We start from the raw sequence: 13,625 nt of genomic DNA, 5'->3' as shown, positions 1-13,625 counted from the left end.
TCACTCTATGGCATTGGGTTTTCTCAAGAAGGTATTTTCCTTCGGACGCAAGGAGGTCGAGGAACGCCCCGCCGAGGATGCGCCGCTCGCACCGCTCAATTTCGAGGCGCTGAAGGAGTTTGCTGCGGAAGCGCCGACGCCTCCCTCCCCCTTGAGGGGAGGGTCGGTCGGCGAAGCCGACCGGGGTGGGGTCGCCGATGAAGTGCGCGACTCGACAGTTTCGCTAGCACCGGGCGTTGAAGAAAAAACGCCGAGTACGGCCGAAACAACCCCCTCTGGTCCTTCGGACCATCTCCCCCTCAAGGGGGGAGAGGAGCCAACGCCAGCCGAATCGGAAGTTCCGGCGCCTGCGCCAGAGCCGATTCCCGCGCCCGAACCTGAACCGGAAAAACCCGCGCCGGAAGTCGAACCGACACCAAGCCCGGAGCCCGAACCGGCCCCGCCGGAAATCCCAGACGAGCCCGCCAGGCCCGAACCGGCCAGGCAGCCAGCTCCCGAGATCCCGCAACCGGCTGAACCGACGCAGCCTGAGCCAGTTGAGGTTCCGCTCCCGGCGCCCGTAGAAGTTCCAGGACCTGTCGAGACTCCCGCGCCGCCGACGCTGGGTGCGGCGCCCTCCTCCCGCTTGAGGGGGTCCGAAGGACGGGCGAGACCCGTGGCTCGCCCCGAGGTCGGCGAAGCCGGCCGGGGAGGGGTCGCAGATGAATCGCGCGACTCTCTCTCTCCCGCTGCGCGCGACGTCAAAGAGACGCCGAGCACTGCCGCAACAACCCCCTCTGGCCCTTCGGGCGCCCTTCGGACTCCCCTCAAGGAGGGAGAGGAGCAGGCGCCCGTCCCCGCCTTCGCGCCATCTCCGGTGAGGGTCGAGTCGTCAGCCTCGCCGCCTCCCGGAAAAGTCACGGTCGGCAAGGCGGTCGAGAAAAAGGCCGAAGCCGCGCCTGTTCCTGCCGCTCCCGAACCCCGCAAAAGCTGGTTCCAGCGGCTTCGCGACGGGCTGTCGCGCTCCTCGCGCGAACTGACCGGCTCGATCGCGGGTATCTTCACCAAGCGCAAGCTCGACGAGGACACGCTGGAGGAACTGGAGGACGTGCTGATCCGCGCCGATCTCGGCATGGAGACGGCATTGCGCGTCACCGACACGCTGGCCTCCTCGCGCTATGGCAAGGACGTTTCCGACACCGAAGTGCGGACCATCATGGCGCAGGAGGTCGAAAAAGTGCTAACGCCGGTGGCGAAGGCGCTGGAGCTCGACCTCAGCCACAAGCCGCATGTCATCCTCGTCGTCGGCGTCAACGGCACCGGAAAAACCACGACCATCGGCAAGCTCGCGGCAAAACTCCGGCAAGGCGGGCTTTCCGTCATGCTCGCCGCCGGCGACACTTTTCGCGCCGCCGCCATTGAACAACTGAAAATCTGGGGAGAGCGGACCGGCTCGCCGGTCGTCTCGTCAAAACTCGGCGCCGATGCCGCCGGCCTCGCCTGGGACGCCTTCGAAAAGGCCAAGGAAGCCGGCTCCGACGTGCTGATCATCGACACGGCCGGGCGCTTGCAGAACCGGACCGAGCTGATGGCCGAGCTGGAGAAGATCGTGCGCGTGCTGGGAAAGCACGATCCGGAAGCGCCGCACACGGTGCTGCAGACGGTCGACGCCACCACCGGCCAGAACGCGCTCAACCAGGTCGAGATTTTCCGCAACGTCGCCGGCGTCAACGGGCTGGTGATGACCAAGCTCGACGGCACCGCGCGCGGCGGCATCCTTGTCGCCATCGCGGCAAAGCATAAACTGCCCGTCTATTTCATCGGTGTCGGCGAGCAGGTCGACGATCTCGAACCGTTTTCCGCAAGCGATTTCGCCAAGGCGATCGCGGGGGTGGGGTAGCCGTTATGCGCCGTGCCTTATATTGCCATCCAATGCCGGCATCCCGCATCGGAACCAGCCAGCCATGAGCAAGCGCATCCTCGAACGCGACCCAAGCGATCCGCGCAGGAAAGAAATCAATCCCCTGCTGAAGCTGGCGCTGGAGCTCGGCCCGCTGGTTGTCTTCTTCTTCGCCAATACGCGCGGCGAATGGCTGGCGCAAAAATTTCCGGCGCTGGCCGAACTCGGCGGGCCGATCTTCATCGCGACCGGGCTGTTCATGGCGGCGACGGCGGTAGCGCTTGTCGCGTCCTGGATGTTGACGCGCACCTTGCCGATCATGCCGCTGGTTTCGGGCGTCGTCGTCTTCATCTTCGGTGCGCTGACGCTCTATCTGCAGGATGACGTGTTCATCAAGATGAAGCCGACCATCGTCAACACGCTGTTCGGCGGCGTCCTGCTCGGCGGTCTTTTGTTCGGCAAGTCGCTGCTGGGTTACGTCTTCGATTCCGCCTTCAAGCTCGATGCCGAGGGATGGCGCAAGCTCACCTTGCGGTGGGGCCTGTTCTTCCTGTTCCTGGCGGTCGCCAACGAGGTCGTCTGGCGGAATTTCTCGACCGACGCCTGGGTGGCCTTCAAGGTCTGGGGCATCATGCCGATCACCTTGCTGTTCACCATCGCGCAGATGCCGTTGATCATGCGACATTCGCTGGAAGAAAATACCGGGAAATAGGGGGCAATCCGATGCAGTTCATTTCAACCCGCGAGGAGTTACGCCAGCAATACAAGCCGGCGACCGAGGGCTCGCTGCGCAAGGAATTGCGCGCCTTCGACAGCCATTGCCGCAATTTCATCGCCAAAAGCCCGTTCGTGCTGATCGGCTCGTCGGACAGCGAGGGTAATGCCGACGTCACGCCGAAGGGCGACCGGCCGGGCTTCGTCGTGGTGCTCGACGACCGCACGCTGGCGATCCCAGATCGGCCGGGCAACAACCGGCTCGACACGCTGGAGAACATCCTGGTGAATCCGGCGATCGGCCTGCTGTTCCTCATCCCCGGCATGAACGAGACGCTGCGCGTCAACGGCGAGGCGCGCATCACGCTGGACGGTGCGCTGCGCGAGCGGCTGGCGGTCGACGGCAAGGCGCCGCAGAGTGTCATCGTCGTCAAGGCCAAGGCCGTCTACATGCACTGCGCAAAAGCGTTCATGCGTTCCGACCTGTGGGTGCCGGAGAAATGGCGGCCGCGTGCGGAAATGCCGACGCTGGGCGAAATCCTCAAGGACCAGCTCGCATTGGCCGAGACCGCCGAGCAGACTGACCGCTGGCTGGACGACGCCTACAGCAAGTCGATGTGGTGAGCCGAACGACTGGGCACGACGTGAATCTGATCGGCCTGTCCGGCAGCCTGCGCGCCGCCTCCACCAACACGACGCTGCTGCGGGCCTTGCAGTCGGAGGCACCGCAAGGCTGCGCTCTCGCCCTCTACGACCGGTTGGGCGCCCTGCCGATCTTCAATCCCGACGATGAAGGCGAACGCTTGCCGCCGGAGGCCGCCCGCCTGAACGAGGCTGTCAGTCGTGCCGACGGCGTGGTGATCTCCTGCCCGGAATATGCGCACGGCATTCCGGGCGGACTGAAGAATGCGCTCGACTGGCTGGTGTCCGGCCCTGCCGCCGTCGGCAAACCGGTGATGCTCATCCACGCCTCGCATCGCTCGCAAGTCTCGCGCGACGCCTTGCGCGAGGTTTTGCGCACAATGTCGTTCAACGTGTTTCCGGGGCCGGAACTCGAAGTGCCGCTGCTCGGCAAGAAGCCGGCCGAGTTCGCGGAGATTCTCGGCGATCCATCATGTCGGCAAAGGCTTCGCGCCACGCTTGCCGATTTTGTCCGCTTCATCGCCAAGCGTTGAAAAGTCGTTAATGGCTCGTGTCTGTGTCATGCAGTGAATGCATTGCTGCGATGCAGCATGGAATGTTGCAATGCACGCTGATCATGCCAATCTATACAGCGTGAGGGAGGAACAACCCGGCCGCCGCAAGGCGGCTCCATCAAGGGAACCTCGCAATGTTTTCCACGCTGATCAACACCACCCGTGACCGTATGGCCAAGCGTCGCCGCTACAACCAGATGGTCGACGAAATCCTCGGCATGTCGCATCGCGACCTCGCCGACATCAACGGTAACCGCACCGACATGCTGCAGCACGCCTACAAGGAAGTGTACGGCCGCTGAAAGGTCCGCAAGCGGACGCTCGTCTGAGTCCCGCGTAGCATGTGTAGCTGAGCGGCCGCCGGGAGACTGGCGGCCGTTTCGTATTGGCCTATCTGCCGGCAGCCAGCGCCTTCTCGATTTCCGGCATGAGCAGTTTCGCCGCGCTCTCCCCGTCGAGCGGCCCGACATGCTTGTAGAGAATCTTTCCGTCGCGCCCGACGACAAAGGATTCCGGCACGCCGTAGACGCCCCAGTCGATCGCCGTGCGGCCCTTCTGGTCGGCGCCCACCAAGGCAAACGGATTGCCGAGGTCGCCGAGGAACCGCCGGGCATTTTCCGGCTCGTCCTTATAGTTCAGGCCGGCGATCTGGAAACGCTTGTCCTGCGCCAGCGCCATCAACACCGGATGCTCCTGCCGGCAGGGCGCGCACCACGACGCCCAGACGTTCACCAGCGTGACCTTGCCGGCGAAGGCAGCGGAATCTAGGCCCGGCAGGCCGAGTCCCTCGACCGGCGGCAGACTGGTTGTAGGCGCGGGAGCGCCGATCAGCGCCGACGGCACGGCGCCGATATCGCGCCCCGACAGCAACTGTGTGAAGAACATTGCCGCGAGCGCCAAAAAGATCGCCAGCGGCAGCAAAACGATCAGGCGGTTCGGGCGCTTCGCCTGGGCCTGTCCGGGGCGCATGGTCTCCGTACGCTCGGCGCTCATGCCGTCGCACCGCTTTTGTCGGAGCGCCGCCTGACGCCGCTGGCCTCAAGCTCGGCGAGTTCGCGCCGGCGCGCCCGGCCGTCCAGCAGGATCCAGCCGACCAAGGCGGCGAGGGCCACCGCCGAGGCAGCGTAGGCAGCGGTCACGTAAAGCGCGTGGGCAGTCACCAACCGTCCTCATCCTGAGGTGCGAGCCCGCACCGGCGTTCACGTTTAGCACCAATGTTGCGTGGGCGAGCCTCGAAGGACGCACCCTATCGTCTCGACACCACCTCAGCAATTCGCCCAAAGTGCGGCGGATTTACTCGGCGTGCCGCAGCGCTGCCGCCGCCGCCACCGGCCCCACCACCGCGAAAAACAGGGTCAGCGCGCACAGGATCAGGAAAGGCTGCAGGAACGGCGCGGGGTTCGTGACCGCGCCATAGGTTGCCGATACGCCGAAGATCAGCACCGGGATCGCCAGCGGCAGCACAAGCACCGAGATCATCAGCCCACCGCGCGGCAGCGCCACGGCGACCGCCGCGCCCGCCGCACCGATGAAGGTGATTGCCGGCGTGCCGATAAGCAGCGTCAGCGCCGCCGCTCCGAGCCCCACTGGCTCGACATTCATGAACAGGCCGAGCAGCGGCGACGCCAGCACCAGCGGCAGCACGCTGGCGGTCCAATGCGCCAGGCATTTGACCAGCACGGTCAACGCCAGCATGTGTCTTTCGCCGGATAGCAGCAGCAGGTCTAGTGAGCCGTCCTCGCGGTCGGCCTGGAACAGCCGGTCGAGGCCGAGCAGCGACGCGAGCAACGCCCCGATCCACAAGATTGCCGGGCCGATCCGGGCGAGCAGGTTGAGGTCCGGCCCGACGCCGAAGGGGATGGTCGCCACCAGCGCCAGGAAAAACACGATGCCGGTCAGCGCCCCGCCGCCGGCGCGGATGCCGAGACGCAGGTCGCGGAGGTAGAGCGCTAGCATGGCTACCCTCCCCCCTGGGGGGAGGGTAAGCCCATCCTCAACTCCGTCGCCCCCACCAACCCGAGCGGCAGGTGCGTCGCAGCCACCACGATCCCTCCCTCGCGCAGATGCTCCCCCATCAGCGCGCCGAACCGCGCCTCGGACGCCGCGTCCAACCCCGCGGTTGGCTCGTCGAGCAGCCAGACCGGACGATATGACACCAGCAGCCGGGCGATCGCTGCCCGCCTTTTCTGGCCTGTCGAAAGCACCGAGAAAGGCAGGTGGCCGAGCCCGTCCAGGCCGACAGCCTCCAGCGCCTCGTCAAAGGGCAGGCGGGGGCTGCCGAAAAAATCCCGCCAGAAGGTGAGATTCTCACCGACCGTCAACGCCGTCTTCATCGCGTTCTGGTGGCCGAGATAATGGCAGGCGGAGGCAACGCTCGGAAACGTCTCGCTGCCGTCGAAACCGATGCGGCCGGAGGCGGTGGGCAGCAGGCCGGCGAGGATCAAGAGCAGCGTCGATTTGCCCGATCCGTTCGGCCCTGTCACCACCAGCGCCTCGCCGGCCTCACGGGTGAAGGAGACACCGGAAAACACCGTTTCGCCGCCGCGTTCGCCGCTGAGTTTCTCGGCGATCAGCCGCATCCGTTCTCCTTCGATCGATGCCCGGCACGACCTCTGTGCGGCGCAGCAAAAATGGCGATTCCGTGTCTAGAACTATTCCACGATTTTCTCTATATGCGAGATACCAACCCCAGCGGTCGGGGAAGGCAACCTTGATATGTGCCGGACCAGCGCTCGTGCCGTTCTCCACGGCCCGGCCGCTCGGGAGCGGACAGCGGAAATGGCCGTACCCGCACCTTTGCGCGTGATTGCATGCCATCGGAGTCCGTTCCCCAGAAGGCAGAACAGACTAGATGGGGTCATCCGTGTCCAAATCTCTCGACAGTTTCAATTGCCGCCGCACCCTGACCGCGGGCGGGGCGGAATACGTCTACTACAACCTGATCGAGGCCGAGAAGAGCGGCCTCACCGGCGTCTCCCAGCTTCCCTATTCGATGAAGGTGCTGCTGGAGAACCTGCTGCGCAATGAGGACGGCCGCTCCGTTACCAAGGAGAGCATCCAGGCCGTCGCCAACTGGCTGACCGACAAGGGCACGGCTGGCGTCGAGATCGCCTATCGCCCGGCGCGCGTGCTGATGCAGGATTTTACGGGCGTGCCAGCCGTCGTTGACCTGGCCGCGATGCGCGACGGCATCGCCGCTCTGGGCGGCGACCCACAAAAGATCAACCCGCTTGTGCCCGTCGACCTGGTCATCGACCATTCGGTCATCGTCGACGAGTTCGGCACGCCGATGGCCTTCGCCCGCAACGTCGAGCTGGAATACGAACGCAACCAGGAGCGCTACAAGTTCCTGAAATGGGGCCAGCAGGCGTTCCGCAATTTCCGCGTCGTGCCGCCCGGCACCGGCATCTGCCACCAGGTCAACCTCGAATATCTTGGCCAGGTGGTGTGGACCAACAGCGAGGACGGCGAAACGACCGCCTATCCCGACACCTGCGTCGGCACCGATTCACACACCACCATGATCAACGGCCTCGGCGTGCTGGGCTGGGGCGTCGGCGGCATCGAGGCGGAGGCCGCCATGCTCGGCCAGCCGGTCTCCATGCTGTTGCCCGAAGTCATCGGCTTCCGGCTCACCGGCAGGCTCAGGGAAGGCGTCACCGCCACTGACCTGGTGCTCACCGTCACCCAGATGCTGCGCAAGAAGGGCGTGGTCGGAAAATTCGTGGAATTCTTCGGCCCCGGCCTCTCCAACATGACGCTGGCCGACCGCGCCACCATCGGCAACATGGCGCCGGAATATGGCGCGACCTGCGGCTTCTTCCCGGTCGACGCCGAGACCATCCGTTATCTCACCATGTCCGGCCGCTCCGAGGCCCGCATCGCGCTGGTCGAGGAATTTTCAAAGGCGCAAGGCATGTGGCGCGACAATGATTCGGCCGATCCGGTGTTCACCGATCTGCTCGAACTCGACATGGGCGACGTCGTCCCCTCGATGGCCGGGCCGAAGCGCCCCGAAGGCCGAGTGCCGCTGGAAGGCATTGCAGCGGGTTTCGCCGCCGCGATGGAGAAGGACTATAAAAAGACCGTCGACACCTTCAAACGCTACGCCGTCGAGGGCGAGGATTTCGACATCGGCCATGGCGACGTCGTCATTGCGGCGATCACCTCCTGCACCAACACCTCGAACCCGTCGGTGCTGATCGGCGCCGGCCTGCTTGCCCGCAACGCCAACCGGCTAGGCTTGAAGCAGAAGCCTTGGGTGAAGACGTCGCTGGCGCCGGGATCGCAGGTCGTCGCAGAGTATCTGGAAAAATCCGGGCTGCAGAAGGAACTCGACAAGATCGGTTTCAACCTCGTCGGTTTCGGCTGCACCACCTGCATCGGCAATTCCGGCCCGCTGCCGGCGCCGATCTCCAAGACCATCAACGACAAGGGCCTGATCGCCGCCGCGGTGCTTTCCGGCAACCGCAACTTCGAAGGCCGTGTCTCGCCCGACGTGCAGGCAAACTATCTCGCCTCGCCGCCGCTGGTTGTCGCTCATGCGCTGGCCGGCACTGTCACCAGGGATCTCACTACCGAGCCGCTCGGCGACGACCGCAACGGCAATCCGGTCTATCTCAAGGACATCTGGCCGACCTCTGCCGAGATCAACGAGTTCATTGAGCAGAACGTCACCCGCGAGCTGTTTGCGCGCAAATATGCCGACGTGTTCAAGGGCGATGAGAACTGGCAGCAGGTCAAAGTGCCGGAAGGCCAGACCTATGCCTGGGACGACTCTTCGACCTACGTGCAGAACCCGCCCTACTTCGCCGACATGAAGAAGACCTATGGCAGGGTCAGCGACATCAAGGGCGCGCGCATCCTCGGCCTGTTCGGCGACAAGATAACCACCGACCATATCTCGCCGGCCGGTTCGATCAAGGCCGCCTCGCCGGCGGGCAAGTACCTCACCGACAATGGCGTCGGCGTTGCCGACTTCAACCAGTACGGCACGCGCCGTGGCAACCATGAGGTGATGATGCGTGGCACCTTCGCCAATATCCGCATCCGCAACCACATGCTGGGCGAGAACGGGCGGGAGGGCGGCTATACGATCCATTATCCCTCCAAGGAGGAGTTGCCGATCTACGACGCCGCGATGGAATACAAGGATCAGGGCGTGCCGCTGGTGATCTTCGCCGGGGTCGAATACGGCAACGGCTCGTCGCGCGACTGGGCGGCCAAGGGCACCAATTTGCTCGGCGTGCGCGCCGTGATCGCCCAATCGTTCGAGCGCATCCACCGCTCCAACCTGGTCGGCATGGGCGTCATTCCCTTCACCTTCGAGGAAGGCACGTCCTGGGCCTCGCTCGGACTGAAGGGCGACGAGACGGTGACCATCGACGGTCTCGAGACCATCCGTCCGCGCCAGAAGATGGTGGCCAAGGTGACGTCGGCGGACGGCACGGTGAAGGAGGTGCCGATCCTCTGCCGCATCGATACGGTCGACGAACTCGACTACTTCAAGAACGGCGGCATCCTGCAGTACGTGCTGCGCGACCTGGCTGCCTGATCGGCAGCGATTTCGGGGCAAATCAGGCCGTGGGCGCCAGTCGCGCCTGCGGCCTTTGTTTTGCCTGACCCGGCGCGCCGTACCAGGCGACGGCCGCCAGCAGCACGCCGAGCATCAATCCGTTCAGGATGTGCCAGAGGAAATGGGTGCCGAGCGGGAAGGAGCCGCAGACCAGCGGGTCTATCATCCTGAAAGTGACCGAGCAGACGAAGATGCAGGCCGCGACGATATTGTACCAGCCGGCCGGGCTGCCGCTTCTCACCACCAGAATGCCGAAGAAGATCAGCGCCAGGAAGGGCGGTAGGTATCCGGTCGAGCCGTTTGTAGCCTCGCGCAGCCAGGCGGGAACAAGCGCGGTGATGATGCCGACGACGGCGTAGAACACCACGAAGATGGTGATCGCCTTGCTCCATGGCATTCCGGCGAAGCGGCGCAGGTTGAACAGCGTGTAGACCAGCGTGAAGCCGGCGATCGGCAAAATGTCGAACCAAATGGTGAGCGAGGTCGCAAAGGTGTGGAAGATCGCCGAGCCGATGCCAATCGCCACAACCCACCAAGCGAGCACTTCGGCGAAGGTTCCCGCGGCGTTGCGGCGGACCTCGTAAACACCCCACAGGCCGGCGGCTATGAAGGCCAGATTGGTCAGCGCGTTGACCGGCTCGGCCCAGAATTCCGGCCCCGTGCGCTCGCAATAGAGATCGATCTGCGCGAAGAGTGTCGGCCCCATCCGCCCGCCTATTTTTTCACCGCAACGTGACTTCCCGTTGAAATGGCCATCTGCCTATTGTTTGATGAACAAAAAGATAAGCCGGTGCCACCGGTGAAAGCATCTGGAATCGCCATGAAGCGCGAAAAACTGACCAAGCTGGCGGCGTTCGCGCTGGTTGCGATAGGTTTTGCTCTTACAGCCGATATGACGTCCGCCGAATCGCGCAAGCCGCTCGGTGTGGTCGAACTGTTCACCAGCCAGGGCTGCAACTCCTGCCCGCCGGCCGACGCGCTGTTCAGCGAGATGGTCAGGAAGGGCGAGGTCGTGGCGCTCGCCTATCATGTCGACTACTGGGACTATCTCGGCTGGCGCGACACGCTGGCCAAGCCCGAGAACACCCAGCGCCAGCGTGACTACGGCCGCGCCTTCGGAATCCGCTCCGTCTACACGCCGCAGGCCGTCATCAATGGCCGTGTGCATGTCAACGGCGCCAAGAAATGGGCCGTCAAGGGCACACTGGAAACGCTGCTGAATTCCGGCAAGGGAATGTCGGTCGACCTCAAGGCGACCGCGCAAGGCGAAAGCATCGTCATCCAGACCGGCAAGGGGCCGGCGAACAGCAAGGCGCATCTGGTGCTCGTCTATTTCGACGGCGCCAAGCCGGTCACCATCGAGCGCGGCGAAAACAGCGGCACCACCATCACCTACTGGAACGCCGTCAGCGAGGTGCAGACGGCCGGCATGTGGCATGGCGAGGCGGCCCGCTTCGAACTGCCGGCAAGCGAAATCGCCAAGAAGGAGGGTTGCGTGGCGCTGTTGCAGGCGGTGAACAAGGACGGCCTGCCCGGTCCGATCCTCGGCGCCACGGTCATCCGCAGCCCCGAATCACCTTCGACGAAGTAGCGGCCGGAGATTTTTCCCGCCGTTAGCGGAGCGCATGCAAAAAAGCCGGCAGCAGCATTACCTGCACCGGCTTCAATCCGTCTGGGTTCGTTCCTTGTCGCCTCCCTTCGAAGGGAGGTTGGTTCGATCCGACGCGGGCCCGTGGGCGGGGGGCTTGGGGTTACGAGCCGGTGCCGGACCGAACCGTCTCAGGCAACGAGGGTAAGTTCGTCGGACAATGGGGCGTCAGCGGGGATAAAACAAGGCGGAAATGTGGCGGTCATTCACCAAACATTTCTTACGGAAATAAATAGTTATGAAATTTGATTTCCTGAGGACGGCCCTTTCCAGCGAATCGCTGCCCTTGCAATTCGACCGCGAACGCGCCAGTTTTTCGTGTCGTGAAACCGTCACAGGAAGGCAGTTGCGCATGACTGATCGCAGCGGAGGGGAGGGTGGGGACGAATCGGCAATATTGATTCCGCTCCACGAGGCAAGGCGTGAGCGGCTCGACATCCCGGTTTCCTTCGACAGGCGCGAGCTAGACCAGATTCTGAGGCTTTACGGTCGCATGGTCGCCGCCAACGAATGGCGGGACTACGCCATCGACCATCGGCTCGACCGCGCCGTGTTTTCCGTCTACCGCCGCGCCCACGACATGCCGCTGTTCCAGATCGTCAAGGATCCGAAACTGGCCCGCAAGCAGGGCATGTTTTCCGTCATCGCCGCCACCGGCGCCGTTCTGAAGCGCGGCCACGAGCTGGCGCGCGTGCTCGGCGTCTTCGACAGCAAGCTCAGGCTGGTCGGGGCGTAGGGCAGTAGGGCAGTAGGGCAGTAGGGCAGTAGGGTGTCTCGCTCCTGGCGCTCCTGAAAAAAGCAATCCGCGACCTGTTGACGGACCCGCAAAGGCTGCGTTTCCTCCTACTGCCCTACTGCCCTACTGCCCTACTGCCCTACTGCCCTACTGCCCTACTGCCTCTCCCCGAAACCGCCGCTCCGGCCAGGACTCCGCATCCGGCGCGCGGTCCGTCCCGCCGTTCATCGTAAGCTGCATGAAGATGGTGTCCAGCCAGCGGCCATGCTTGTAGCCTGATCCCTCAAGTTTGCCGGCATGCCGGAAGCCGAGCTTCTCATGCAGCCTCACCGACGGGCTCTCCGGTCGACCGTCGCCGATCACCGCAATCATCTGGCGGAAGCCGAGCGCTTCGCTGCGGCCGATCAGCTCCTCCAGCAGCTTCGCGCCAAGGCCCTGCCCCTTGGCGGCAGGCGCGATGTAGATCGAGTCCTCGACGATGAAACGATAGGCCGGGCGCGGCCGGAACGGTCCGGCATAGGCGTAGCCCGCAAGGCCATCCGGCGTGTCGGCCACGATATAGGGAAAGCCGCCGCCTCGCAGCGTCGCAAACCGCGCGCTCATCTCGGCCCGGGTCGGGGGCTCCAATTCGTAGGACGCCGTACCGATGGTGACGGCGTCGGCGTAAATTTCCGCGATCCGGTCGAGGTCGTTCTCGACCGCATCCCTCAGCACGATACTGCTCATGATATAGGCACGCTCCAAAAATGCCTACGGATAGAGCGGCGATGCCAAAAAGAAAAGGGCGGCCAAGCGGCCGCCCTTTGGTCCAGTCCGGACTGCGTATCGGCGCGATTACTCGCGGTTGCCGAGGAACGACAGCAGGAAGGTGAACAGGTTGATGAAGTCGAGATAGAGCGTCAGCGCGCCCATGATCGCCTTGCGGCCGGCCACCAGCGTGTCGTCGCCTTCCCAATACATCTCCTTGATCTTCTGCGTGTCGTAGGCGGTGAGGCCTGAGAACACCAGCACGCCGATCGCCGAGATGGCGAACTGCAGCGCGGGCGACGCCAGGAAGATGTTCACCACCATGGCGATGAGCAGGCCGATCACGCCCATGAACAGGAACGTGCCCATGCCGGTCAGGTCGCGCTTGGTCGTGTAGCCGAACAGCGACAGCGCGCCGAAGGCGGCCGCGGTGATGAAGAAGGTCTGCGTGATGCTCTGCGCCGTGTAGACCAGGAAGATCGACGACAGCGACAGGCCCATCAGGCCGGCGAACACCCAGAACGCTATCTGCGCACCGGAGACGCTCATCGCCTGGATGCGGGCGCTCAGGAAGAACACCATGCCGAGCGGGGCGAGCATGACGACCCACTTCAGCGGCGAGCCATAGAGCGCGACTCCGAGCGAGGTCAGCATCTTGCCGTTGCCGAGCGTGGCGGCGGCCAGCGACGGGTCGTTGGTGGTAGCCAGCATCATCGTGCCGAGCGCGGCGAAGCCGGTAATCGCGAGGCCCAGCGCCATCAGGTTGTACACCTTGAGCATATAGGCGCGCAGGCCCTCGTCGATGGCGGCGTCTGCGCGGGAACCCGCCGCGACACGCGCCTGGTAGTTGCGAAGGTCAGCCATAGATTTCCTCTGTTGCTTCTGCCCCGTCGGGTGTCGGGCGGTCACGCCCAGGCGCCGCTGGCGGGGCTCCAGCATGCCTGCGCAGAATATGATGCGTCTCGCGGCGAAGGACAAGAGCCGTTACGGCTTGAAACCCCGCGTGAGGCAACGATTTTCTACGATCTCATACGAAATTGATGAGAAGAGAGGCAGTGGGCAATAGGCAGTCGGCAGTAGGGACGCTGCGTAGCAGTTGTTTCTTAACCTACTGCCGACTGCCTATTGCC

At 64.1% G+C, this 13,625-nt stretch carries 15 protein-coding genes; 8 read left to right on the top strand and 7 right to left on the bottom strand.

Features of this window, described 5'->3' with window-relative positions; genetic code table 11:
- Window positions 1-7: 7 nt before the first annotated feature.
- The 5 genes from ftsY to ACH196_RS17585 all read left to right on the top strand — a co-directional run bounded on the left by ftsY (window position 8) and on the right by ACH196_RS17585 (window position 4,091).
- Window positions 8-1,879 (top strand): signal recognition particle-docking protein FtsY, encoded by a 1,872-nt coding sequence (gene ftsY, locus ACH196_RS17605; RefSeq protein ID WP_396648215.1) that lies wholly within the window; start codon window positions 8-10, stop codon window positions 1,877-1,879.
- 64 nt (window positions 1,880-1,943) lie between these two features.
- A complete protein-coding gene (locus ACH196_RS17600; RefSeq protein WP_396648214.1) occupies window positions 1,944-2,591 on the top strand; it encodes a septation protein A in 648 nt (215 codons plus the stop codon).
- An 11-nt stretch (window positions 2,592-2,602) separates the two neighbouring features.
- Window positions 2,603-3,217: a pyridoxamine 5'-phosphate oxidase family protein gene (locus ACH196_RS17595; RefSeq protein ID WP_396648213.1), complete on the top strand. Its 615-nt coding sequence runs from the start codon at window positions 2,603-2,605 to the stop codon at window positions 3,215-3,217.
- Window positions 3,214-3,768 (top strand): NADPH-dependent FMN reductase, encoded by a 555-nt coding sequence (locus ACH196_RS17590; RefSeq protein WP_396648212.1) that lies wholly within the window; start codon window positions 3,214-3,216, stop codon window positions 3,766-3,768. Before ACH196_RS17595 ends, ACH196_RS17590 begins: the two co-directional genes overlap by 4 nt.
- Window positions 3,769-3,923: 155 nt before the next feature.
- Window positions 3,924-4,091, top strand: a complete 168-nt coding sequence (locus tag ACH196_RS17585; RefSeq protein WP_396648211.1) for a hypothetical protein — start codon at window positions 3,924-3,926, stop codon at window positions 4,089-4,091.
- 88 nt (window positions 4,092-4,179) lie between these two features.
- On the opposite strand, the gene ACH196_RS17580 is transcribed toward ACH196_RS17585, so the two are convergent.
- The 4 genes from ACH196_RS17580 to ccmA all read right to left on the bottom strand — a co-directional run bounded on the left by ACH196_RS17580 (window position 4,180) and on the right by ccmA (window position 6,368).
- Window positions 4,180-4,782: a DsbE family thiol:disulfide interchange protein gene (locus ACH196_RS17580; RefSeq protein ID WP_396648210.1), complete on the bottom strand. Its 603-nt coding sequence runs from the start codon at window positions 4,780-4,782 to the stop codon at window positions 4,180-4,182.
- Window positions 4,779-4,949: a heme exporter protein CcmD gene (gene ccmD, locus ACH196_RS17575; RefSeq protein ID WP_396648310.1), complete on the bottom strand. Its 171-nt coding sequence runs from the start codon at window positions 4,947-4,949 to the stop codon at window positions 4,779-4,781. Before ccmD ends, ACH196_RS17580 begins: the two co-directional genes overlap by 4 nt.
- Before the next feature lie 133 nt (window positions 4,950-5,082).
- Complete coding sequence (gene ccmB, locus ACH196_RS17570) at window positions 5,083-5,745, bottom strand: heme exporter protein CcmB (protein ID WP_396648209.1); 663 nt, start codon at window positions 5,743-5,745, stop codon at window positions 5,083-5,085.
- A gap of 2 nt (window positions 5,746-5,747) precedes the next feature.
- The gene (gene ccmA, locus ACH196_RS17565; RefSeq protein WP_396648208.1) at window positions 5,748-6,368 is read right to left on the bottom strand and encodes a heme ABC exporter ATP-binding protein CcmA; all 621 of its coding nucleotides are present in this window, start codon (window positions 6,366-6,368) and stop codon (window positions 5,748-5,750) included.
- Between the two features lie 284 nt (window positions 6,369-6,652).
- Here ccmA and acnA point away from each other — a divergent pair, with 284 nt between their 5' ends.
- Window positions 6,653-9,343 carry an aconitate hydratase AcnA gene (gene acnA, locus ACH196_RS17560; RefSeq protein ID WP_396648207.1) on the top strand — a complete coding sequence of 897 codons (2,691 nt, stop codon included), beginning with the start codon at window positions 6,653-6,655 and terminating at the stop codon, window positions 9,341-9,343.
- 22 nt (window positions 9,344-9,365) lie between these two features.
- On the opposite strand, the gene ACH196_RS17555 is transcribed toward acnA, so the two are convergent.
- A complete protein-coding gene (locus ACH196_RS17555) occupies window positions 9,366-10,070 on the bottom strand; it encodes a ceramidase domain-containing protein (protein ID WP_396648206.1) in 705 nt (234 codons plus the stop codon).
- 114 nt (window positions 10,071-10,184) lie between these two features.
- Here ACH196_RS17555 and ACH196_RS17550 point away from each other — a divergent pair, with 114 nt between their 5' ends.
- Window positions 10,185-10,955, top strand: a complete 771-nt coding sequence (locus ACH196_RS17550; RefSeq protein WP_396648205.1) for a DUF1223 domain-containing protein — start codon at window positions 10,185-10,187, stop codon at window positions 10,953-10,955.
- Between the two features lie 409 nt (window positions 10,956-11,364).
- Window positions 11,365-11,748, top strand: coding sequence for a DUF2794 domain-containing protein (locus ACH196_RS17545; protein WP_396648204.1), 384 nt, complete (start codon window positions 11,365-11,367; stop codon window positions 11,746-11,748).
- Between the two features lie 147 nt (window positions 11,749-11,895).
- Here ACH196_RS17545 and ACH196_RS17540 read toward each other — a convergent pair whose 3' ends face one another.
- Both ACH196_RS17540 and ACH196_RS17535 read right to left on the bottom strand, forming a co-directional pair.
- Window positions 11,896-12,474 (bottom strand): GNAT family N-acetyltransferase, encoded by a 579-nt coding sequence (locus ACH196_RS17540; protein ID WP_396648203.1) that lies wholly within the window; start codon window positions 12,472-12,474, stop codon window positions 11,896-11,898.
- Window positions 12,475-12,582: 108 nt separating this feature from the next.
- On the bottom strand, window positions 12,583-13,359 hold the full coding sequence (locus ACH196_RS17535; protein ID WP_396648202.1) for a Bax inhibitor-1/YccA family protein: 777 nt from the start codon (window positions 13,357-13,359) through the stop codon (window positions 12,583-12,585).
- Window positions 13,360-13,625 lie beyond the last annotated feature (266 nt).

Origin of the sequence: Mesorhizobium sp. IMUNJ 23232, assembly GCF_044326205.1 — a bacterium.
In the GTDB taxonomy this organism is placed as follows: domain Bacteria; phylum Pseudomonadota; class Alphaproteobacteria; order Rhizobiales; family Rhizobiaceae; genus Kumtagia.
The sequence above is the reverse complement of the archived record's forward strand: the minus strand, read 5'-3'. Positions and strand labels throughout refer to the sequence as shown.

Coding starts and splice junctions, on each gene's coding strand:
- ACH196_RS17595 (WP_396648213.1), top strand. CDS start 2,603: ATGCAGTTCATTTCAACCCGCGAGGAGTTACGCCAGCAATACAAGCCG.
- ACH196_RS17600 (WP_396648214.1), top strand. CDS start 1,944: ATGAGCAAGCGCATCCTCGAACGCGACCCAAGCGATCCGCGCAGGAAA.
- ACH196_RS17550 (WP_396648205.1), top strand. CDS start 10,185: ATGAAGCGCGAAAAACTGACCAAGCTGGCGGCGTTCGCGCTGGTTGCG.
- ftsY (WP_396648215.1), top strand. CDS start 8: ATGGCATTGGGTTTTCTCAAGAAGGTATTTTCCTTCGGACGCAAGGAG.
- ACH196_RS17580 (WP_396648210.1), bottom strand. CDS start 4,782: ATGAGCGCCGAGCGTACGGAGACCATGCGCCCCGGACAGGCCCAGGCG.
- ccmA (WP_396648208.1), bottom strand. CDS start 6,368: ATGCGGCTGATCGCCGAGAAACTCAGCGGCGAACGCGGCGGCGAAACG.
- ccmB (WP_396648209.1), bottom strand. CDS start 5,745: ATGCTAGCGCTCTACCTCCGCGACCTGCGTCTCGGCATCCGCGCCGGC.
- ACH196_RS17535 (WP_396648202.1), bottom strand. CDS start 13,359: ATGGCTGACCTTCGCAACTACCAGGCGCGTGTCGCGGCGGGTTCCCGC.
- ACH196_RS17585 (WP_396648211.1), top strand. CDS start 3,924: ATGTTTTCCACGCTGATCAACACCACCCGTGACCGTATGGCCAAGCGT.
- ACH196_RS17555 (WP_396648206.1), bottom strand. CDS start 10,070: ATGGGGCCGACACTCTTCGCGCAGATCGATCTCTATTGCGAGCGCACG.
- ACH196_RS17540 (WP_396648203.1), bottom strand. CDS start 12,474: ATGAGCAGTATCGTGCTGAGGGATGCGGTCGAGAACGACCTCGACCGG.
- ACH196_RS17545 (WP_396648204.1), top strand. CDS start 11,365: ATGACTGATCGCAGCGGAGGGGAGGGTGGGGACGAATCGGCAATATTG.